Raw genomic sequence first — 20,395 nt, 5'->3', positions numbered from 1 at the left:
AGACCAATGCTGAAAGATAGATTGCTTGCCACGCACCATACCGCCATCTGTGTCAACGATTTCGAGCGGGCCCGGAATTTCTACACGGATTTCCTGGGCTTCGAGCTGGAAGGAGAGATGGACCACCGCTCGGAACCCGCATTGGGCGAGGTGGTGGGACTGCCCGGGGCGACCATACGCTGGGCGATGCTGCGCCATGGCACGCACCGGATCGAATTATTCAAGTACTACGCGCCGGACGGCGACAAGCGGCCGCGCCGGCAATGCGACTTCGGCTACAGCCACATGGCGTTCGAGGTCGAGGATGTGGACGCGGTGTTCGAGCAGGCTAGCCGCGCGGGATATGAAAGCGTGTCGTCCCCGCGCGTGATGCGGCAGGGGCGCACCAAGGTGTTCTATCTGATGGAGCCTGAAGGCGCCATTACGGAGTTCATCCAGTTCATGAAGGAAACAGCATGACCAGAATGCTAGACATGGTCGTCCCGCCGACGGGGGAGGCGCTGGACGCCGCCCGCCTGGTCGCCTGGATCGTGCCGCCGGGCCAAGCGTTCAAGTCGGGCGACGTGCTGGTCGAAATCGAGACCGACAAGTCCATCATCGAGGTGCCCGCGCACGAAGACGGCGTCATGGTCGAGCACGTGGTGGCAGTCGACGGTATCGTGAACGCGGATACGGTCATCGCCAGGATACGGGTGGAGGGCGAAGCGCCTGCCCAGGAAAGCAAGGCCGCGCCGCCCACTGCTTCCGCGGGCCGAGCCGAGGCGGCTCCCGCGCCGGCGTCCCGGCCGCCGCAAGCCGCCCCGGCAGCGCCTGCGGGCGAGCGCAAATTCGCCACGCCCGCGGCGCGGCGCGTGGCGGCCGAACGCGGCATCGCGCTGGACGCGGTCCAGGGGTCCGGTCCGAACGGCCGGGTGACCGTGTCCGACATCGGGCAGGCACGGCCGCTGGCCCGCGACGGCGGACAGGCGAATGTGCGCGAAGCCTGGGCGGCGACGCGCCACGGGGACGTGCGGCTGAGCCTATGGGAGGCGGAGGCTCGTCCCGGCGGCCCGACAGCCGTGCTCGTCCACGGCATGTTCGGTGACCGAGATACCTGGGCCAGCCTGGCGCATGCGCTCAGCAGGGCCGGCCTGCGCGTGCTGGCGATGGACCTGCCTTGCCACGGCCAGACGCGTTCGCAGGCTACGGGCTTCGAGGACGTCGTCGACACGGTGGCTGACGCCATCGCATCCCATTGCGCCGGGCCGGTGACGCTGGTGGGCCATTCATTCGGGGCGGCGGTCGCGGCCAGGGTGGCGTCGCGGCCTGGCGTCGGCGTGGAAGCCCTGGTGTTGATCGCGCCGCTGGGGCTGGGCACCGAGATCGACCAGAGTTTCCTCACGGGCATGACGCACGCCTCCACCAATGAGGCCGTGCAGCGCGAACTGGCGAAGCTCACCGTCTCGGGCATGACGCCATCGGCGGCTTTCATCGACGCGCTGCGCCAGGGCACGCAGGCTCGCCGCGAGGCCCTGGTCGAGCTGTGCCGGTCGGCCGGCTGGAACGGCGTGCAGCAGCTGCACATAGGTCCGGACCTGGTAGGCGCGCCGTGCCGCTGCACCATCATCCACGGCCGGAGGGACACGATCATTCCATGGCGGCACGCCTTGAACGCGCCGCCCCGGACGGCGCTGCACCTGCTGCCCGATGCGGGCCACATGCCGCAATGGGAGGCCGGCAAGCTGGTCGCGGATATCGTGCTGGAGAGCATGCCGACGCGGCGCTGAGGCGCGGGCCGGGTCATCTTCCCGGCACCAGCGTTTCCATATGCTTGTTGAAACGCTCGCCCTCGACCATCAGCCAGTCGCAGAACGTCTTCAGCAGGGGATCGTGGCGCCGCTCTTCGCGGATGATGATGAAGTAGCCGGGCGACTGGACGGTCAGCGGTCCGAACGGGGCGACCAACCGCCCGTCCTCGATGTCGCTGGCCACCAGCGACGAATAGCCGATGGTCATGCCCAGTCCGTCGAGCGCGGCCTGCAACGCGAAGTAGAGATGTTCCAGCTCCAATGATTCGGCCGGCACGACGCGGCTGTGCTGGACGCTGGCGAGCCAGTCGCTCCAGGCGCTGCGCCGCGCGCGGCAGTGCAGGAACGTGTGGCGCGACAGATCGGTGATGCGGGCAAGCGGCAGCCGTTGCAGCAGGCCGGGGGCGCATACGGGGAAAAAGCTTTCGTTCAGCACGCGGCGCTTGTAGAGGCCGGGCGTGGGCTCGGCCTCGCGCCGGATCACCACGTCCAGGTTCGAGGGCAGGAGGCGAAAGGGTTCCAGCCCGGTGGATATCTCCACTTCCACTTCCGGGTACTGCTCGCGGAATCGCGCCAGCCGGGGGAACAGCCAGCGCATGGTGAAAGTGGGAAGGGCATTGACGCGCAGCACCTCCCGCGAGCGCAGGCTGCGCGAGGCCGAGGCGATGGCGTTGAGCGCCGGGCTGATGGTGTCCAGGTACAGGCGCCCCTGGTCCGTGAGCTCGATCCTCTTGCCGAGGCGCCGGAACAGCTTTACGCCCAGCCAGTCTTCCAGCGCCTTGATCTGATGGCTGATCGCGCCATGCGTGACGGACAGCTCGTCCGCGGCCTGCGTGAAGCTCAGCTGGCGGCCGGCGGATTCGAAGGCGCGAATGGATGTCAACGGCGGCAGTCTGGGTTTCATTGTGAATTTTCCTCACGGCAGTCGCGAAAAATGATGCCTGGCTTCGGCGCGTACGCCATGCTGGAATACGCCCAACGAATACAGGCCGGAAATCGCGGTGATGGAGGCCGTGCCTGGAAGAACTGTGAATTTTACTCACTGGAGGGTGGCGGGCATGCTGCAGGGCAAGGTCATACTGGATCTGACGTGGGTGTTGGGCGGGCCGTTCGCCGGCCAGCTGCTGGCGCAACTGGGCGCCGAGGTCGTCAAGGTGGAGCCGGTGGGCGGCGACTATGCCCGTTCGGTGCCCCCGGTGTCCGATGCGCAGGATTCGCCGTTCTTCCTGTCGGTGAACCGGGGAAAACGCAGCGTGGCGCTGGACCTGAAGCACCCCCTGGGCCGAGAGGCCTTCCAGGACCTGGTGCGGGAAGCTGATGCGGTGATCTACGGTTTTGCCTCCGATGTGCCGGCGCGGCTGGGCCTGGATCACGCGACCCTGGCCGCGATCAACCCTCGTATCGTGGTCGGCCAGCTGATCGGGCTGGACGACCAGGGGCCCTATGCCGGCGCGCCGGCGTTCGACCTGATGCTGCAGGCCATGTCCGGCCTGATGAGCATAACGGGCGAGGCCGGCGGCAAGCCGGTGCGCGTGGGCTACCAGGTGGCGGATCTGGCGGGCGGGCTTTATCTGGCGTTGGGAGTGGCGGCGGGTCTGGCGCAGGCGCAGGCCACCGGTATCGGAGAGCGCGTCCAGGTGTCGCTTTTCGACGCGCAGATGGCCATGCTGACCTGGCAGGCGCAGGGCTATCTGCAAGGCGGTCCTGCGCCGCGCGCCAGCGGCGCGCGGCACGCCATGATCGCGCCCAGCGACATTTATCGGACGTCGGACGGGCGCTGGATCGCGCTGGCCCCGACGGGCGATGCATTCTGGCAGGCGCTGTGCGCCGCCATCGGGCTGCCCGGGCTGGCCGCGGACGCCCGCTATGCCACGCCGGCGGCGCGGGTCGCCAATGTAGAGGCCCTGACCGAGGACCTGGCCGGCGCCATCGGCCGGCGCACGGCGCAGGAATGGCTGGATATCTTCGAGGCCCGGCGGGTGCCCGCCGCGCTGGTGCTGGGCGTGGACGAGGCGCTGGCGCATCCGCTGGCCGCGTCGCGCGGCATGGTGGAGGCCGTGGCCCGGCCGCAAGGCGGAGAGCCCGTGCGCATGTTGGGCAACCCCTTCAAGTTCGCGGGCCGGCCGCAACTGGGCTACCCGCCCGCATTGGGCCAGGACACGGAGGCGCTGTTGCGCGGCATGGCGGGCTATGGCGACGACAGGATGGCCGCCCTGCAGGCGGCGGGCGTGATCCGTACGGGCGCCGCGGCGGCGGGAGCGGCGCGATGAACGCCGTCCTGGAAGATCGCGATGCCGGGCTGGGCGAGGACGCGCGCGCGTTGTTGCGCGACGTGGCGGCATTCGCGCATAGCGAGCTGGGGCCCTTGGCGGCGGCGGGTTGCGGCGAACAGTCCTGGGCCGGCGACCTGATCCGGCAGGCATGCCGGCGGGGCTATGCCGGGATCGAGGTCCCGGCGGGCGAGGGTGGGTTGGGCCTGCCCTACCGCATGCGCGCCAGGGTGGCGGAAACCCTGGCGGCGACGGACTTCGCGTTCGCTTTCGCCTTCATCAACCAGCACAACGTGGCGCTGCGCATCGCCGAGCACGGCAGCGCGGCGGCGCGCGCGCGCTATCTGCCGGGCCTGCTGGCGGGAGAGCTGATCGGCGGCACCGCGATGTCGGAACCGCGCGCCGGCAGCGATTTCGCCGCCATCGCCACGCGGGCACGGCGCAGCGAGGGAGGGGGCTGGATCCTGGACGGCGAAAAGGCCTGGGTCGCCAACGCCGCGGGTGGCGAACTGGCGCTGGTGTTCGCGCAGACGGATCCCGCGCGCGGACCGGCGGGCATTGCCTGCTTCATCGTCGACCTGCGGGCGCCGCAATGCGAGCGGGTGGCGGGCTCGCCCTTGGAAGGGCTGGGCGCGGCGGGCATCGCCGGCATCCGCCTGACGGGCTATCCGGCCGAGGGCAGCGACGTGCTGGACGCGCCGGGCCAGGGATTGTCCATGGCGCTGGCCGGCGTGAACAAGGCGCGCACGCATATCGCCGCGATGGCCGCGGGCCTGCTCGACAGCGCGCTGCGGCTTGCGGTGCGCCACGCCTCGACGCGGCAGGCTTTCGGCCGCCCGATCATCGAGCAGCAAGGCCTGCGCTGGTCTCTGGCGGACGTATCGACGCGTTTGCAGATATTGCGGATGCTGGCGGACCGCGCCGCGGGCCTGATCGACGCGGGATCCGACGAAGCCGTGCCCGCGGCCGCCATGGCCAAGAAGTACGCCGGAGAGGAATGCCTGGACGCCGTGTCCGCCTGCGTGCAGGTCTTGGGCGCCGGCGGATTGTTGCCGGTCCAGGGCATGGCGCGGCGGCTGCTGGCGGCCAAGGCGCTGTGCTTCGCCGACGGCACCACGGAAATGATGAACGAGCGCATCGCGGCGGGGCTGGCCGCGCGGTTCGCCACGGCGCCGCGGGCCACCGCGCCGGGCGCCTCTGCTGACGGGGAGAGGGGAATGCCGTACCGGGCATTGAAATTGACGCGAGGGGAAGACGGCGCCACGCAAGCGCGGCTCGAGCGGATCAACGAGGACGAGCTTCCCGATGGCGAGGTGCTGGTGGACGTGGCGTATTCGTCGCTGAACTACAAGGACGCGCTGGCGATCACCGGCAGGTCGCCTGTGGTGCGCAGTTTTCCCATGGTGCCGGGCATCGATTTCGCGGGCACGGTGCGCCATAGCGCCGACCCGCGCTTCAAGCCGGGCGACGCGGTGCTGCTCAACGGTCGGGGTTTGGGCGAAACCCGCTGGGGCGGCCTGGCGCAGGCCGCGCGCGTGCCCGCCGACTGGCTGCTGCGCCTGCCCGCGGGCATGGACGCGCGCCGGGCCATGGCCATCGGCACGGCCGGCTATACCGCCATGCTTTGCGTGATGGCGCTGGAGCGCCACAACGCCACGCCCGAAGGCGGGCCGGTGCTGGTCACCGGGGCCAACGGCGGCGTCGGCACGGTCGCCATCGCGCTGCTGGCGGGCAAGGGCTACACGGTCACGGCCAGCACCGGGCGCCCGCAGGAGGCGGACTACCTGCGCAGCCTTGGCGCCAGCGGCATCCTGGACCGCGCCACGCTGGCGGGCCCAGGCAAGCCGCTGCAGAAAGAGGCGTGGGCGGCGGCGGTCGATTGCGTGGGCAGCCACACGCTGGCGAATGTGCTGGCCGGCATGCGCTACGGCGCGCCGGTGGCGGCCTGCGGGCTTGCCCAGGGCATGGACCTGCCCGCGACGGTCGCGCCGTTCATCCTCCGCGGCGTGACGCTGATCGGCGTGGACAGCGTCTACGCGCCCATGGGACTGCGCGCCGAGGCCTGGCGCAGGCTGGCCGATGAACTGCCCCAAGGCATGCTGGAAGCCAACACGCGCGAGCTGGGGCTGTCGGAGATCGCCGCGGCCGCCGTGCCGCTGCTGGAGGGCAGGATACGAGGCCGCATCGTCGTCGACGTGAATCGATAGCGGCCGTAGAACCGAAGAGGGCCGCAGCATAGCGGCCCGCATACCACCACCAAAGGAGACTGGGCATGATGAAGCAACGATGGCGTTCCGTCATCGCTGCGGCGGCGCTTTGCGCCGCCGCCGGGGCGGCATGGGGAGAGGGGTATCCGGACAGGCCCGTGAGGTTGATCGTGCCGTTCCCACCGGGCGGTTCGGTGGACTACGTGGCGCGCAATATCGCGCCGGTGCTGTCGCAGAAACTGGGGCAGACCGTGGTGGTGGACAACAAGGGCGGCGCGTCCGGCACCATCGGCACGGCCGAATTGGCGCGCGCGCCCGCCGATGGCTATACGCTGATGCTGGCCTTCGATTCGCATGCGGTCAATGGTTCGCTTTACAAGAACCTGCAATACGACACGATCAAGTCGTTCGACTACATCAGCCTGATCGGCACCATGCCCGCGGTGTTGCTGACGGCCAAGAAAACCGGCATCACCACCTTGCAGCAATTCCTGGACCATGCGCGCGCGCATCCGGGGCAGGTGAACTACGGCTCGTCCGGCGTGGGCGGCTCCAATCACCTCAACCTCGCGGCGCTCGCCGCCCGCACGGACATCAAGGTGACGCACGTGCCTTACCGCGGAGGCGGGCCGATGTTCAATGCGATCCTGGGCGGCGAGGTGGACGTGGTGATCGCCAGCCTGCCTACCATCGTCGGCTTCGTGCAGGGCGGGCGGCTGAATGCGCTGGCCATCGGCTCGGCGAAGCCGGCGCCCGCATTGCCGGACGTTCCGCCCATCGCCGAGCTGGTGCCGGGCTTTGAAGCCTATTCGTGGGTCGGCATGCTGGCGCCGGCAGGTTTGCCGCCCGACGTGCGCCAGCGCGTGCAGCAGGCTCTGCGCGACACGCTGGCAACGCCTCAGGTCAAGAACAGCATGGAGCAGGGAGGCTTCAATATCGTCTCCAGCTCGCCCGAGGAGTTCCAGCAGCGCGTGCAGGCCGAATCGCAGCGCTGGGACAAGCTCATCCGCGATACGGGGATCAAGATCGAGTGATCCCCGTCCATGCCGCCGGCCGCCGCCGCTTCAGCCCTTGAGCCCCAGCCGCCTTGCCAGCTTGTGCAGGTTGCTGGGGTCGACCTCCAGGGCGCGTGCGGCGACGGCCCAGTTGCCCTGGTGCGCCGCCAGCGCGCGGCGGATCGCCTGGCGCTGGCAGGCATCCACCGCGTCGCGCAGCGCCAGGGTGGGACCTGCGGGTTCGGGCGTATCGATGTCTTCATCGGGCCCGGCCACCTCCATGCCCCCGTCGGACAGGTCCAGCAGCTTGGCGCTCAGCGTAACGATCTCGTTGCGGCTGGCGCCGTGGCTGACGGCCTTGATGGCCGCGCGGCTGATGACGTGTTCCAGTTCGCGCACGTTGCCGGGCCAGCGATAGCGGCGCAGCATCTCTTCGGCTTCCGCCGACAGTCTGAGGCTGCGCAACCCCAGGCGCGCGCGGTTCAGCTCCAGGTAGCGTCCGGCCAGCAGCAGCACGTCGTTGCCGCGATCGCGCAGCGGCGGGATCGGGATCGGGTAGACGGACAGGCGGTGATAGAGATCGGCGCGGAAATCGCCGGCGCGGACCAGGTCCCGCAGGCTGCGGTTGGTGGCGGCCACGATGCGCACGTCCACCCTGCGCGGGCGGTCGTCGCCCAGCCGCTGGATTTCGCCGTTCTGCAAGGTGCGCAGCAGCTTGGCCTGCACCAGTAGAGGCAACTCTCCCACTTCGTCCAGGAACAGCGTGCCGCCGTTGGCGGCCTCGAAGCGGCCCGGGCGGTCGGTGACCGCTCCCGAGAAGGCGCCTTTGGCGTGGCCGAACAGTTCGCTCTCGGCCAGGGATTCGGGCAGGGCGGCGCAGTTCACATGCACCAGAGGCTTGTCGCGGCGGCGCGAAAGGCGATGCACGCGGTGGGCAAACAGTTCCTTGCCCACGCCGGTTTCGCCCAGCAGCAGGATAGGCAATTCGGAGTCCGCCACCACCTCGATCTCGTGCAGCAACCGGCCGATGGATTCGCTCTGGCCCAGGATGTCGTTGCTGTCGGGGGCGGCGCTGTCCGCCGGCTCGGCGCCGCGCGCCACGCGCAGCGCGCGGATCTCGGCCTCCAGCCGCGTGGTCCGCAGCGCCGCTTCCAGCACCACGATGTAGTCGCGCAGATCGGATTGGGCTTCCGCGTCGAAGGTGCCGACCTCCAGCGCATCCAGGGTCAGCACGCCCCAGGGCCTGCCTTCGATGTGCAGGCTGGTGCCCATGCAATCGTGCACCGGCAGCGGTTCGCCCGCCATGCCGTTGATCAGCCCGTCGTAGGGATCGGGCAAGGTGCTGTCGTGATGGAAGCAGGTGACGCCGCGCCGGGCCAGGATGGCCGCCAGCCGCGGATGATGCTGCACGGCGAAGCGGCGCCCGAGCGCATCCTGCGTCAGGCCGTCCACCGCGACGGGGCGCAAGTGGTCTTCTTCCAGTTGCAGCAGCGCTACGGCCCCGCAACGGAAATGCGCGCGCAGGCTGGAGAGCAGCCGCTGCAGGCGGACGGCGGGAGGGAGGTCGACGACCAAGTCGGCAAGCAGTAGGTTTTGCATGGGGTGAATTTTACCTTTTGCAGGTGAATATGACCCCGCCCGGCAAGGGTGCTATTTACCATTTAATTTGCATATGTTTGATAAATAACAACTTTTTTCTGGCACGGATTTCGCTCTAGTTCAGGTACCCGTCACGATCACTGGAGAAGACGATGAGCATGGTCGAGCAATCCCTGGGACAGTTGGCCCGCAGCATTCCTGGCGCCACTCAGGTTTTTCATGAATACGAGCTGGACTTCTGCTGCGGCGGCAAGAAAAGCCTGGCCGAGGCGGCCGCCCAGCGTTCGCTGGACGTGGCGCAGATCGAGGCCCGCCTCGTCGCGCTGGCGCAGAACGCCCCGCAGGAAAGGGATTGGGGCCTGGCCTCGCCCGCGGAACTGATCGATCACATCCTGGAGCGCTACCACGAGGTGCACCGCCAGCAGTTGCCCGAGCTGATCCGGCTGGCGCTGAAGGTGGAGCAGGTGCACGCCGACAGCCCGGATTGTCCGACCGGCCTGGCGGACCACCTGCGCGTCATGCAGCAGGAACTGGAAAGCCATATGCAGAAAGAGGAACAGGTGCTGTTCCCCATGCTGGCGCGCGGGCACGGCGCCATGGCGACCATGCCCATCAGGGTCATGCGCATGGAGCACGACGACCACGGCGTGGCGTTGGAACGCCTGCTGGCCCTGACCAACGGCGTGACCCTGCCGCGCGCCGCCTGCAATACATGGCGGGCGCTGTACCTGGGCATCCGGACCTTCAAGGAAGACCTGATGGCGCACATCCACCTGGAGAACAACATCCTGTTCGAAAACGCCGCCGGCCCTGCCGAGCCGCCCGCCATGCAACGGGCGGCGGGCTGAAGACGTAGAAAACGCGGGGGCGGGGCAAGCGGCCCCGCCGCGCCTGAAGGAATCCAGCATGAACATCGACAAATTCAAACAGCAACACGTGGATATCCTGCAGGGCATCGCCTCGCTGCGCCGGCTGGCGCATGCGGGCGTCGCCCGCAACGCGGCCGAGATCGCGCGCGGCATCGTGTCCATCAGCGCGACGATCAAGCTGCACCTGGCCGTGGAGGACAGGGCCTTGTATCCGGCCGTGGCCCGCAGCGCCGACGCGGACCTAGCCCGCACCAGCCGCGCCTTCCAGGACGAAATGGACGAGATCGCGCGCAGCTACGAGGACTTCGCCCGCCGCTGGAACAATGCGGGCAGCCTGGAACGGGACGAAGCCGGCTTCCGGGCGGACGCCAATATGGTGCTGCGCCGCGTCCACGAACGCATGCAGCGCGAAAACCGCGATCTCTATCCTCGCATCGAGGCGATGTAGCGCCTAGCGTTCCTCGGGAGGAACTCCCTCCAGGCTGCGCAGCAGGCTTGCGTGGGCGGCCAGGTCGACGGGCCGGTGCTTGCGCTCCGTGCTGGCCGGGTACCGGCCCAGGTAGTTTCCGCCCTTGCGGTCGCTGGCCGGCCGCACGGGACGAGGCGCGAAGCCGCCGCCGCAATTGGGGCAGACATTGCCCAGCAGGCCTTCCGCGCAATCGGCGCAGAAGGTGCATTCAAAGCTGCATATCCTGGCCTTGGCGGATGCCGGCGGCAGCGCGGTGTCGCAGTGTTCGCAAGTGGGGCGCAGAGCGAGCATGGTGGACTCCTGGGACGGTGGGATTCCAGGGTAGGCGCTTGCGGGCCGGAGAGCCATGCAGATCCGGACACAAAAGGAATGAAAACGGCCATGCGCGGCACGCGTATCTGGCCCCGGCCGCCTGTAAACTCGGGAAACCTTACGGGGCGACAGGGGATTCTTGATGGCCGGAAGCAGTTTCTTTGCATTGTTCGACGACATCGCTACCATCCTGGACGATGTGTCCGTCATGACCAAGGTGGCCGCCAAGAAAACCGCGGGGGTCCTGGGCGACGACCTGGCGCTGAATGCGCAGCAGGTCACCGGCGTGCCCGTCAACCGCGAGCTGGCGGTGGTCTGGGCGGTCGCCAAGGGCTCCTTCATCAACAAGCTGATCCTGGTGCCGGCGGCGCTGCTCATCAGCGCTTTCGCGCCCTGGGCGATCACGCCGCTCCTGATGCTGGGCGGCGCGTTCCTCTGCTACGAGGGCGTCGAGAAACTGGCTCATAAATACCTGTCGCACGGCGATTCGCCGGAAGGTCACCACGCGGCGCTTTCCGAAGCCCTGCAGGACCAGGCCGTCGACATGGTCGCTTTCGAACGGTCCAAGATCAAGGGGGCGGTACGCACCGATTTCATCCTGTCGGCGGAAATCATCGTCATCAGCCTGGGGGCGGTGGCCGACGCCGACTTCATCCGCCAGGTCATGGTGCTGTCCATCATCGCCGTCGCCATGACGGTCGGCGTCTATGGCCTGGTGGCCGGCATCGTCAAGCTCGATGACCTGGGCCTGTACCTCAGCCGCAAGCCGTCGCGCGCCCTGGCCTGGCTGGGCGGCCGCATCGTGGGCGCCGCGCCCTATCTGATGAAGACGCTGTCCGTGGTGGGCACGGCCGCCATGTTCATGGTCGGCGGCGCCATCCTGACGCACGGCATCGCGCCCGTGCATGGCCTTATCGAGCAGGCCGCCGCCGCCGTGGGCGAGGGCGGCGTGGTCCAGGCGCTGGTGTCCACCCTGCTCAACGCCTTGTTCGGCGTCGTTGCCGGGGCCGTGGTGCTTGGAGTCGTGGGCCTGGCCAAGCGGCTCTTCGGAAAACGCTGACGCCCGGCGCGCCCTCGGCGGGCGCGCCGCCCTAGGGAATCCCCTGCCTTGTTGTGCCGGCGCAGTGACGCCTAAAATTGGCGCCAATTTAGGTAATCATTATTTCGACCACCGGCATAGACCGCGGTACGCGCACGCGACCGTGGAAACGAGGAAATCATGCAGTCCGACGCAGCACTCGCCATCCAACCCGACGCCGCCCGCGCCCGGGCCATCTACGACCTGGGCCACAGCACCGTCTTCGCGGCGCGCACCGATCCGCGCTTTTCCTATTGCATGTACGTGCCGCCGCATATCGACGCGGCCAAGCACCCCATGGAGCTGGTCGTGATCATGCACGGCACGGGCCGGGCCTTTGTGGAATACCGCGATGCGTTCGCGGAGTTTGCCCGCTGGAACGATTGCATCGTGCTGTGCCCGCTGTTTCCCGTCGGTCCGTTGGGCGACGGCAATCGCGACGGTTTCAAGCAGCTGCGCGAGGGCGATATCCGCTACGACCAGGTCCTGCTGGACATGGTGGCGGAAGTGGGCGAGAAGTTCGGCCGCGATTTCAAGCAGTTCGGCCTGTTCGGTTATTCGGGCGGCGGCCAGTTCGTGAACCGCTTCGCGTTGTTGCACCCCGAACGCCTTTGGGCCGTGTCGATCGGCGCGCCGGGCTCGGTGACGCTGCTGGATCCGGAGCAGGACTGGTGGGTGGGCGTGCGCGATGTGGAAGCGCGCTACGGCAAGCGCATCGACGTCGATGCCTTGCGCAAGGTGGCCGTGCACATGATCGTGGGCAAGGCCGACCTGGAAACCTGGGAAATCACCCATCGTGAAGGCGGCAAGTTCTTCATGCCCGGCGCGAACTCCGCCGGCAAGAACCGCCCGGAGCGCCTGGAATCGCTGCGCCGTTCGTTCGAGGCGGCGGGCGTGGACGTGACGCTGGACATGGTGGAAAACGTGCCGCACGACGGCCTGAAATGCGTCGGCCAGGTCCAGGATTTCCTGGCCGTGGCGCTGGCCAGGCTGCGCAATGCGTAACACCGGAATCTTGAAGCGCGCGCGGCGCCACTGCCCGCGCGCGGGGCAATAAGGAGAGGGCCATGCTGCGTTTCGCGCTATCCCGTATCGTCATGGCGGTGCCCACGCTGCTGATCGTGGCGGTGGCCGTGTTCGTGATGATCCGGCTCATTCCCGGCGATCCGGCCCAGCTGCTGCTGGGCGATCTGGCCACGCCGGCCGCGCTGGCGGACCTGCGGGCCAGGCTGGGCCTGGACCAGACCTGGGCGGCCCAGTTCGGAATCTGGTTCGGCAACATGCTGCACGGCGACCTGGGATCCTCCATCAACACCGGCCAGCCCGTGCTGCCGCTGGTGTGGGACCGCTTCCTGATCAGCGGCCGCGTGGTGCTGGTGGCGGTGCTGTTCGCCGCGCTGGTGGCGGTGCCGGCGGGCATGGTCGCCGCGTGGAAGCAGAACAAGGCTCCGGACCTGTTCCTGGTGGGGACGGCCACGCTGCTGGTGTCCATCCCGACCTTCTGGCTGGGCCTGCTGCTCCTGATCTTCTTCGGCCTGAAGCTGCAATGGCTGCCGGTGGTGGGCTACGTGTCCATCGGCGACGACTGGAAAGCGGGCCTGCTGTACCTGGTCATGCCGATCGCCACGCTGTTCCTGCATGAGATCGGCGTCCTGATGCGCATGGCGCGGGCCAGCACGCTGGAAGTCCTGAGGCTGGACTACATCACCCACGCGCGCGCCAAGGGGCTGTCCGAATCGGCCGTGCTGATGCGCCACGCTTTCCGCAATGCCTTCGGCCCCACGTGGACGCTGATCGGCCTGGTCCTGGGCAACCTGCTGGGTGGCATCGCGGTGGTGGAAACGGTGTTCACGATTCCCGGCCTGGGCCGTCTGCTGGTGGACTCGATCTTCGCCCGCGACTATCCCGTGATCCAGGGCTGCCTGCTGTTCGTGGGCGTGGTCTACGTGATCGTGAACCTGCTCATCGATCTCTGCTATCCCATCTTCGACCCGAGAGTGACCGCCGAATGAAAAAGCGAATTCCGGCCAATGCGCTACTGGGCGGCGCGATCGTGGCGCTGATGATCGTCGCGGCGATCATGGGCGCCTTCTGGACGCCCCACGACCCGCTCAAGATCAACTTTGCGGCGCGCCTGCGTCCGCCCGGGGGGGATTTCCTGCTGGGCACGGACGAGTTCGGCCGCGACGAACTGTCCCGCCTCCTGGCGGGGGCGTCCAGCAGCGTCTGGATCAGCCTCCTGACCGTGACCTTCGCCATCGTGGCGGGCACGGCCATCGGCACCCTGACCGGCTTCGTCCGAGGCTGGACCGACCGCATCATCATGGCGTTCAACAACGCGCTGCTGGCCTTTCCTGGCCTGCTGCTGGCGCTGGGCCTGCTGGCCGTGGTGGGGGCGAACAAGTACGGCATCATCCTGGCGCTGGGCCTGGCCTATACGCCCTCGGTGACGCGCATCGTGCGCGGTACGGTGCTGTCCCTGCGCGAGAAGGAGTTCATCGAGTCTTCCCGGGTGCTGGGCAACTCCGAGCTCTACACCATGTTCCGCCACGTGCTGCCCAATTGCGTGGCGCCGCTGACCGTGCTGGCCACCTCCATGTTCGGCTGGGTGATCCTGGCGGAAAGCGCGCTGTCCTTCCTGGGCCTGGGCGTTCCGCCGCCCGCGCCCACCTGGGGCAACATGCTCGCGGCGGCGCGGCCGTTCATGGCGCAGGCTTCCTATCTTTCCATTCTTCCCGGCCTGGCCATCGCGCTCGCGCTGCTGGGGATCAACCTGCTGGGCGACGCGGTGCGAGACCGCTTCGATCCCCGCATGAGGGGCGTGCAATGAGCGCACTGGTATCCGTATCGAATCTGTCCCTGACGGTGGGACCGGGCGGACGCGAGATCGTCGGCGGCGTGTCCTTTGAAGTGGCGCCGGGCGAGATGGTCGGCATCGTCGGGGAATCCGGCAGCGGCAAGACCCAGGCCGCGCGCGCCATCATGGGACTGACGCCGCCGCCGCTGGTGGTGGCGGGCGGCTCCATCCTGTTCGAAGGCGTGGACGTCACGAAGGCGAGTCCGGCGGCGCTGCGCAAGCTGCGCGGGGCGCGCATCGGCATGGTGTTCCAGGAACCCATGACCTCGCTCAATCCGTCCATGTCCATCGGGCGCCAGCTGGACGAAGGCCTGAAACTGCATCGCAGGGACCTGCCGGCCGGCGCGCGCCGCGAGCGTATCCTGGAAATGCTGCGGCGCGTGGGCATCCGCGATCCGAAGGGGGCGATGGAGGCCTGGCCGCACGAGTTTTCGGGCGGCATGCGCCAGCGCATGATGCTGGCCTCCGTGATGCTGCTGGAGCCCGCTCTCCTGATCGCCGACGAGCCCACTACGGCGTTGGACGCCGTGGTGCAGCGCGACGTTCTGGAACTGATGGTGGACCTGACCCGCGAACACCATACCGCCGTGCTGATGATCAGCCACGACCTGCCCATGGTGGCGCGCTACACAGAGCGCATGGTGGTGATGCAGCATGGCAAGGTGCTGGAAACCGGCACCACGGCCGGCATCCTGGAGCGGCCGCAGCATCCCTACACGCGCAAGCTGCTGGACGCCATGCCGCGCCGCCTGCCGGCGCGTGCGCAGACCAAGGAAGCGCCGATCGTCGAGGTCAAGAACCTGGTCGTGGACTACGCGGGCCATCAGCGTCTGTTCTCCCGCACGGGGGCCAAGCGGGCGCTGAACGGCATCGACCTGCATGTGAAGCCGCGGGAGGTGGTGGCGGTGGTGGGCGGCTCCGGCTCGGGCAAGACCACGCTGGGCCGCGCCATCGCGGGGCTGTTGATGCCCACGTCGGGCCAGATCCTGTTCCGGAACCAGCAGGTCGGCCGCCGCTCGCCCGCCTGGCGCGACTACCGGCTGAACTGCCAGATGGTGTTCCAGGATCCCTATTCATCGCTGGATCCGCGCATGACCATCGGGCAACTGGTGGGCGAGGGCCTGCGTATGCTGGACGACATGCCGGCGGCCGACAAGCGCCGCCGCGTGGACGAGGTGCTGGCGGAAGTGGGCCTGGGCTCGGAGTACGCCAAGCGCTTCCCGCACGAACTGTCGGGCGGCCAGCGCCAGCGGGTGGCGATCGCCCGCGCGGTGGTGCGGCGGCCCGCCTTCGTGATCGCCGACGAACCGGTGTCCGCGCTGGACGTGACGGTGCGCGCGCAGGTGCTGGACCTGTTCGCCGACCTGCAGGAGCGCCATGGATTTTCCTGCCTGTTCATCAGCCACGACCTGGGCGTGGTGGAGCAGGTGGCCGACCGCGTGGTGGTCATGCGCGACGGAGGCATCGTGGAGCAGGGCAGCCGGGACGAGGTATTCGACCATCCGCGCGAGGACTACACCCGCAGCCTGCTTTCGGCCATTCCGGCGCTGGAGTCTACCGACGCCGGCGGGGTCCGCCTGCGCTGGCGGCTGGAGGGGCAGGAACCCCTGCGGGCGACGGCGTAGGCCCCGGGGGCGGCGCAGTGCAGGCGTGCTGGCGCGGCGCCGACTTGCCCCTAAAATACGCGCTTCGGATTTGATTGACGGGAGGGGTCCATGCCGAAAGCGGCGGCGACACGGCCCGGCCTGGTTGATCGTATTGCCCATGATATCCAAGCGGGCGTATATGGTCCCGGCGCCTGGCTGAAGCAGATCGACCTGCAGGAACGTTACGAGGCCAAGCGCCTGGACGTCCGGCGGGCGCTAGACCAATTGGCCGCGAAGCGGCTGATTGCGCACATCCCGAACCGGGGCTACCACGTGTATGCCATGGATCCGGACCAGCACCTGCAGATCCGGGACATCCGCATCCTGCTCGAAACCGGCGCGGCGGCGGACCTGATGCCCAACGTCACCGCCGCCAAGGTGCGGGCGTTGCGCGCCCTGGCCGAGCGTTTCGCCGAGCTGCTCCAGGACGGCACGCTGCTGGAACAGTACGAAGTCAACCTGGCCTTCCACGCCGGCATGTACGACATGTGCCGTAACCGGGAGCTGGCCGCGCTGATCCAGGAAACCCGGGCCCGCGGGCCGGCTGCGCCGGCGAAGGAATGGGTGACGCGCTCGCGCATCGAAACTTCCGCGCGCGAGCACTTCGACATGGTCGAGGCGCTGGAGGCCCGCGACGTGAAACGGCTGCAGAAAATCATCGCGGCGCACGTCGGCCAAGACATTTCCTGACCCTCTTGCCTCAGCCATCGCGGCGGCCATCCTGGAAAGGAGGCCGCCGCGGTGCATTTCGCGCCCTGTTTCAGGGATACCCCGTATGGCGGCCGCCGGTATAGCGTCCATAATTGTCTACTTATTTTGGCGCCAATATATGCGTGAATCTTGCGCCGCACGCCCCGGGAGTTTTTGCATGCACCACGTTTTCGTTCCCAGAGCGCTCGCGCTCAGCCTGGCTCTGGCCGCCGCGGGTCCGGCCCACGCCGAACTGCTGACCGTCGCCCAACCGGCCGACATCCGCTCGACCAACCCCGGCGTCAACCGTGACAACACGACCGACGGCGTGGTGCTCAATATCGTCGAAGGCCTCGTCGGCTACCGCGAGAACGGCACGGTGGGGCCGTTGCTGGCCAAGTCGGTGGATCTGTCGGAAGACGGCCTGACCTACACCTTCAAGCTGCGCGACGGTGTCAAGTTCCATAACGGCGCCGCGCTGAGCTCGGCGGACGTGCTGTGGAGCTGGCAGCGCTACATGGATCCGAAAACGGACTGGCGCTGCCGCAGCGACTTCGACGGCCGCAACGGCCTGAAGGTGACGGACGTGTCCGCGCCCGATGCCCAGACGGTGGTGATGAAGCTGGATCGCAAGTCGGCGGTTTTCCTGGATTCGCTGGCCCGCACCGACTGCGGCATGACGGCCATCCTGTCCAAGGATTCGGTCGCCGCCGACGGCTCCTGGATCAAGCCGGTCGGCACCGGCCCGTTCATGCTCAAGGAATGGAAGCGGGGCGAGTACACCCTGTTGTCGGCCTTCAAGGACTACGCCTCTCCCGCCGGCGACAAGCCCGACGGCTACGTCGGCTCCAAGCGCCCGCTGGTGGACGAAGTGAAGTTCCTGGTGGTGCCGGATCCGTCCACCTCGAAGGCGGGCCTGATGTCGGGCGCCATCGACGCCGGGCAGATCACCAGCACCGACTTCACCGAACTCAAGAGCGCGCCGAACCTGAGCGTGTTCGGCCCGCACGACGCGACCAAGCACGCGCTGCTGTTCCAGACGCAGGATCCGGTGCTGAAGAACGTGAAGCTGCGCCAGGCCATCGCCGCCTCGCTGGATATTCCGCAAGTGGTGGCGGCGGCCTCGGAAGGGCTGGGCCAGTTGAACAATTCCGCCGTCTACGCCGGCTCCGCCTACTACCAGAACGCCGAAAAGCGCACCTACAAGTACGATCCGGCGCGCGCGCAGCAGTTGCTGAAGGAAGCCGGCTATAAGGGCGAGCCCATCGTCATCTACGCCAACAAGCGCGCCCACGTGCCGAGCTACCAGGTGGCGGTGATCGCGCAGGCCATGATGCAGGCGGTGGGCATCAACGCCAAGATCGAAGTGCTGGAATGGGCCACGCAGCTGGACCGCTACAACACCGGCAAGTACCAGATCAGCTCGTTCACCTATTCGTCCCGTCTGGATCCGGCGCTGAGCTTCGAGCAGTTCTCCGGCGACAAGGCCAAGCAGCCCCGCAAGGTCTGGGACGACCCCGCCGCGCAGAAGCTGATCGACGAGAGCTTCCTGGAATCGGATCCGGCCAAGCGCCAGGCCCTGTTCGACCAGCTGCATGCGCTGATGCTGGAACAGACGCCGCTGCTGGTGCTCTACAACGGCGCGGACGCCTGGGCGAACAACAAGCGGGTGCAGGGCTTCTCGGTCTGGGAAGGCAAGCCGCGCGTGTGGGAGACCAAGGTCGTCGCAGGGAAGTAGTCATCCGGCTGCGCTCGGGAAGGGCGCAGCGCTTGCCGCTACGCGTATGCAATGTTCTTTGCCGGGTGTCTGACACCGAAGCGTGTCGGGATATATCAGATCCCGTCAGACACCCGTAAGAGATGACGGCACGGATTGAAGGGATGCTGCCCGGGTGTCTGACACCCCGGCGGAATACCTGCCGCCGCGATCGGTGTCTGACACCCGTGGACGATCGCTTCAAGCCCGCAGCGCTTTGCCATCGGGGTGTCAGACACACCCGCATTACCCATCGCGGGCAGGGATCGCCGGCCTGAATCCCCCGTCAACGCCCTCCGATCCGCTCCACTTCCCAGGCGCGCGGCTTCTTCACCGCCCAAGGCTGGTATCCCTTCACATCGGCCCGGTAGGCCCCGATATCCAGCCCGTTGTACAGCGGAATGCTGGGCACGTCGGCCAGGAACAGCTTGTGCAGCTGGTCGAACGCGGCCTGCCGCTTCGCATGGTCCGTATCCATCGATGCCGCATCGATCAGCTTCAGCGCTTCCGGACTGTCCCAGACCTTGCGCGGCTGCTTCGCCTTGTCGCCCGTCACCATCTCGTAGTTCAGCGCCGCGTCCAGGCGCGCGGAATAGGGGAAGGCCATCATCTGGTAGGTGCCGGCGTTGTAGCGGTCCAGTTGCGTCGCCCATTCCACCACCGACAAGCGCGCATTGATCCCCGCGGCCTGCAGCATGGCTTGCAGGATCACCGCCGAGTTGTACGACTGCGGGTAGCGCTTGGTTGTCATCAGCACCAGTTCCTGGCCCTTGTAGCCCGCCTCTTGCAGCAGCTTCTGCGACAGCGCCGCGTCATAGTTCCAGCCCTGCTTCTGCGCGGCATCGTAGTAGGGCGACACCAGCGGCACGATGGAATTGTTGGGCTGGGCCAGTCCCTCGGTCACGGCGCCGGCGAGCTGGGCGTAGTCGATGGCGTGGGCCAGGGCCTGGCGCATCTTGGGATTGGACAGCAGCGGGTCCTTGGTCTGCAGCAGCAGCGCCGTCATGCTCATCACGGGGGCGTACGCCACCTTGATGTTCGGCGCTTTCTGCAGGACCGGCACGTCGCTGTTGGACAGGTCTTCGATGATGTCGATGTCGCCGCGCTCCAGCGCCGCCTTGGCCGTGGAGTCGTCAGGCACGATGACGAACCGCACCTCGTCCACCAGCGGGCGCTTGGAGCCGGTGTAGCCGTCCCGTTTGCCGCCGAGGTTGGCGTAGTCGGCGAACTTCGTCAGGCGCACGTATTCGCCGCGCTTCCATTCGGCCAGCGCGAAGGGGCCGGTGCCGATGGGCTTGTCCCAGCTGCCGTCGGCCTTGACCGAGTCCTTGTGCAGGATGCCCGTGCCGCCGCAGTCCGTGCGCGCCAGCGACGCCAGGAACAGCGCGCTGGGCTTCTCCAGCCGGTACACGACCGTGTGGGCGTCCGGCGCTTCCACGCCGGTTACCTTCACCGTGCCGCGGCCGTCGAATTCGCTGGCGCAGCGCCAGCCCGACTTGGCCGCCGTGTAGTGCTGCCAGCTCCACAGCACGTCCGCCGACGTCAGCGGCGCGCCGTTGTGGAACTTCACTCCCTCGCGCAGCTTGAAGGTATAGGTCTTGCCGTCCGGGCTGATGTCGATCGACTTGGCCAGCAGGGGACGGACCTCGGCGTCTTCGCCATAGGCGACCAGGCCTTCGACGATGTGCAGCACGACCGCGTCGCTATTGCTGTCCCGGTTGACGCCGGGCTCGGTCGAGCGGATGTCGGCCGTCAGCGAAATGCGCAGCGGCGCGGCAGCATGCGCCTGGCCGGACAGCCCGGCCAGGGCCAGCGCAACCGCGGCGCTCAATAGATGGATTTTCATGTCTATGTCTTCCT

At 67.8% G+C, this 20,395-nt stretch carries 18 protein-coding genes and 1 pseudogene; 15 read left to right on the top strand and 4 right to left on the bottom strand.

Annotation, left to right across the window (positions count from 1 at the left end; genetic code table 11):
- Positions 1-6 precede the first annotated feature (6 nt).
- Positions 7-459, top strand: coding sequence for a VOC family protein (locus JL37_RS09110; RefSeq protein WP_043543493.1), 453 nt, complete (start codon positions 7-9; stop codon positions 457-459).
- Positions 456-1,766, top strand: a complete 1,311-nt coding sequence (locus JL37_RS09105) for an alpha/beta fold hydrolase (protein ID WP_081955010.1) — start codon at positions 456-458, stop codon at positions 1,764-1,766. Before JL37_RS09110 ends, JL37_RS09105 begins: the two co-directional genes overlap by 4 nt.
- Positions 1,767-1,779: 13 nt before the next feature.
- Here JL37_RS09105 and gcvA read toward each other — a convergent pair whose 3' ends face one another.
- The gene (gene gcvA / locus JL37_RS09100; RefSeq protein WP_043543490.1) at positions 1,780-2,691 is read right to left on the bottom strand and encodes a transcriptional regulator GcvA; all 912 of its coding nucleotides are present in this window, start codon (positions 2,689-2,691) and stop codon (positions 1,780-1,782) included.
- Positions 2,692-2,815: 124 nt separating this feature from the next.
- On the opposite strand from gcvA, the gene JL37_RS09095 reads away from it, so the two are divergent.
- The 4 genes and pseudogenes from JL37_RS09095 (at position 2,816) to JL37_RS09085 (ending at position 7,298) form a co-directional block, all read left to right on the top strand.
- Positions 2,816-4,057 (top strand): CaiB/BaiF CoA-transferase family protein, encoded by a 1,242-nt coding sequence (locus JL37_RS09095; protein ID WP_231570318.1) that lies wholly within the window; start codon positions 2,816-2,818, stop codon positions 4,055-4,057.
- A pseudogene (locus JL37_RS30860) lies at positions 4,054-5,196 on the top strand (acyl-CoA dehydrogenase family protein); the annotation flags it as partial. The gene JL37_RS09095 and the pseudogene JL37_RS30860, both read left to right, overlap by 4 nt.
- A gap of 78 nt (positions 5,197-5,274) precedes the next feature.
- Complete coding sequence (locus tag JL37_RS30855) at positions 5,275-6,264, top strand: MDR family oxidoreductase (protein WP_043543843.1); 990 nt, start codon at positions 5,275-5,277, stop codon at positions 6,262-6,264.
- 65 nt (positions 6,265-6,329) lie between these two features.
- Positions 6,330-7,298 (top strand): tripartite tricarboxylate transporter substrate binding protein, encoded by a 969-nt coding sequence (locus JL37_RS09085; protein WP_043543486.1) that lies wholly within the window; start codon positions 6,330-6,332, stop codon positions 7,296-7,298.
- A gap of 30 nt (positions 7,299-7,328) precedes the next feature.
- On the opposite strand, the gene norR is transcribed toward JL37_RS09085, so the two are convergent.
- Positions 7,329-8,858 (bottom strand): nitric oxide reductase transcriptional regulator NorR, encoded by a 1,530-nt coding sequence (gene norR / locus JL37_RS09080; RefSeq protein ID WP_043543484.1) that lies wholly within the window; start codon positions 8,856-8,858, stop codon positions 7,329-7,331.
- A 152-nt stretch (positions 8,859-9,010) separates the two neighbouring features.
- Between norR and ytfE the strand changes: the two genes are divergently transcribed.
- Together ytfE and JL37_RS09070 are read left to right on the top strand one after the other, a co-directional pair.
- Positions 9,011-9,706, top strand: a complete 696-nt coding sequence (gene ytfE, locus JL37_RS09075) for an iron-sulfur cluster repair protein YtfE (protein ID WP_043543482.1) — start codon at positions 9,011-9,013, stop codon at positions 9,704-9,706.
- 58 nt (positions 9,707-9,764) lie between these two features.
- Positions 9,765-10,175: a hemerythrin domain-containing protein gene (locus tag JL37_RS09070; RefSeq protein ID WP_043543481.1), complete on the top strand. Its 411-nt coding sequence runs from the start codon at positions 9,765-9,767 to the stop codon at positions 10,173-10,175.
- A gap of 3 nt (positions 10,176-10,178) precedes the next feature.
- Here JL37_RS09070 and JL37_RS09065 read toward each other — a convergent pair whose 3' ends face one another.
- Entirely contained in the window at positions 10,179-10,487 is a 309-nt protein-coding gene (locus JL37_RS09065) for a DUF1272 domain-containing protein (protein WP_043543479.1), read from the bottom strand.
- 163 nt (positions 10,488-10,650) lie between these two features.
- Here JL37_RS09065 and JL37_RS09060 point away from each other — a divergent pair, with 163 nt between their 5' ends.
- From JL37_RS09060 to JL37_RS09030, 7 genes are all read left to right on the top strand, one after another.
- Positions 10,651-11,568 carry a DUF808 domain-containing protein gene (locus JL37_RS09060; protein WP_043543478.1) on the top strand — a complete coding sequence of 306 codons (918 nt, stop codon included), beginning with the start codon at positions 10,651-10,653 and terminating at the stop codon, positions 11,566-11,568.
- A gap of 159 nt (positions 11,569-11,727) precedes the next feature.
- A complete protein-coding gene (locus JL37_RS09055) occupies positions 11,728-12,591 on the top strand; it encodes a hydrolase (protein WP_043543476.1) in 864 nt (287 codons plus the stop codon).
- A 62-nt stretch (positions 12,592-12,653) separates the two neighbouring features.
- Entirely contained in the window at positions 12,654-13,598 is a 945-nt protein-coding gene (locus tag JL37_RS09050) for an ABC transporter permease (RefSeq protein ID WP_043543475.1), read from the top strand.
- Positions 13,595-14,416: an ABC transporter permease gene (locus JL37_RS09045; protein WP_043543471.1), complete on the top strand. Its 822-nt coding sequence runs from the start codon at positions 13,595-13,597 to the stop codon at positions 14,414-14,416. The genes JL37_RS09050 and JL37_RS09045 overlap by 4 nt, the downstream gene beginning before the upstream one ends.
- Positions 14,413-16,068 (top strand): ABC transporter ATP-binding protein, encoded by a 1,656-nt coding sequence (locus JL37_RS09040; RefSeq protein ID WP_043543469.1) that lies wholly within the window; start codon positions 14,413-14,415, stop codon positions 16,066-16,068. Before JL37_RS09045 ends, JL37_RS09040 begins: the two co-directional genes overlap by 4 nt.
- 90 nt (positions 16,069-16,158) lie before the next feature.
- The gene (locus tag JL37_RS09035) at positions 16,159-16,779 is read left to right on the top strand and encodes a GntR family transcriptional regulator (RefSeq protein WP_043543468.1); all 621 of its coding nucleotides are present in this window, start codon (positions 16,159-16,161) and stop codon (positions 16,777-16,779) included.
- 178 nt (positions 16,780-16,957) lie between these two features.
- Positions 16,958-18,517 carry an ABC transporter substrate-binding protein gene (locus JL37_RS09030; protein ID WP_043543464.1) on the top strand — a complete coding sequence of 520 codons (1,560 nt, stop codon included), beginning with the start codon at positions 16,958-16,960 and terminating at the stop codon, positions 18,515-18,517.
- Between the two features lie 304 nt (positions 18,518-18,821).
- Here the strand turns inward: JL37_RS09030 and JL37_RS09025 are convergent, their stop codons facing one another.
- Positions 18,822-20,381 carry an ABC transporter substrate-binding protein gene (locus JL37_RS09025; protein WP_043543461.1) on the bottom strand — a complete coding sequence of 520 codons (1,560 nt, stop codon included), beginning with the start codon at positions 20,379-20,381 and terminating at the stop codon, positions 18,822-18,824.
- Positions 20,382-20,395 lie beyond the last annotated feature (14 nt).

It is taken from the genome of Achromobacter sp. RTa (assembly GCF_000757485.1).
In the GTDB taxonomy this organism is placed as follows: domain Bacteria; phylum Pseudomonadota; class Gammaproteobacteria; order Burkholderiales; family Burkholderiaceae_B; genus Achromobacter.
Note: the sequence above shows the minus strand (reverse complement) of the source record. Positions and strands in the feature narration are given on the sequence as shown.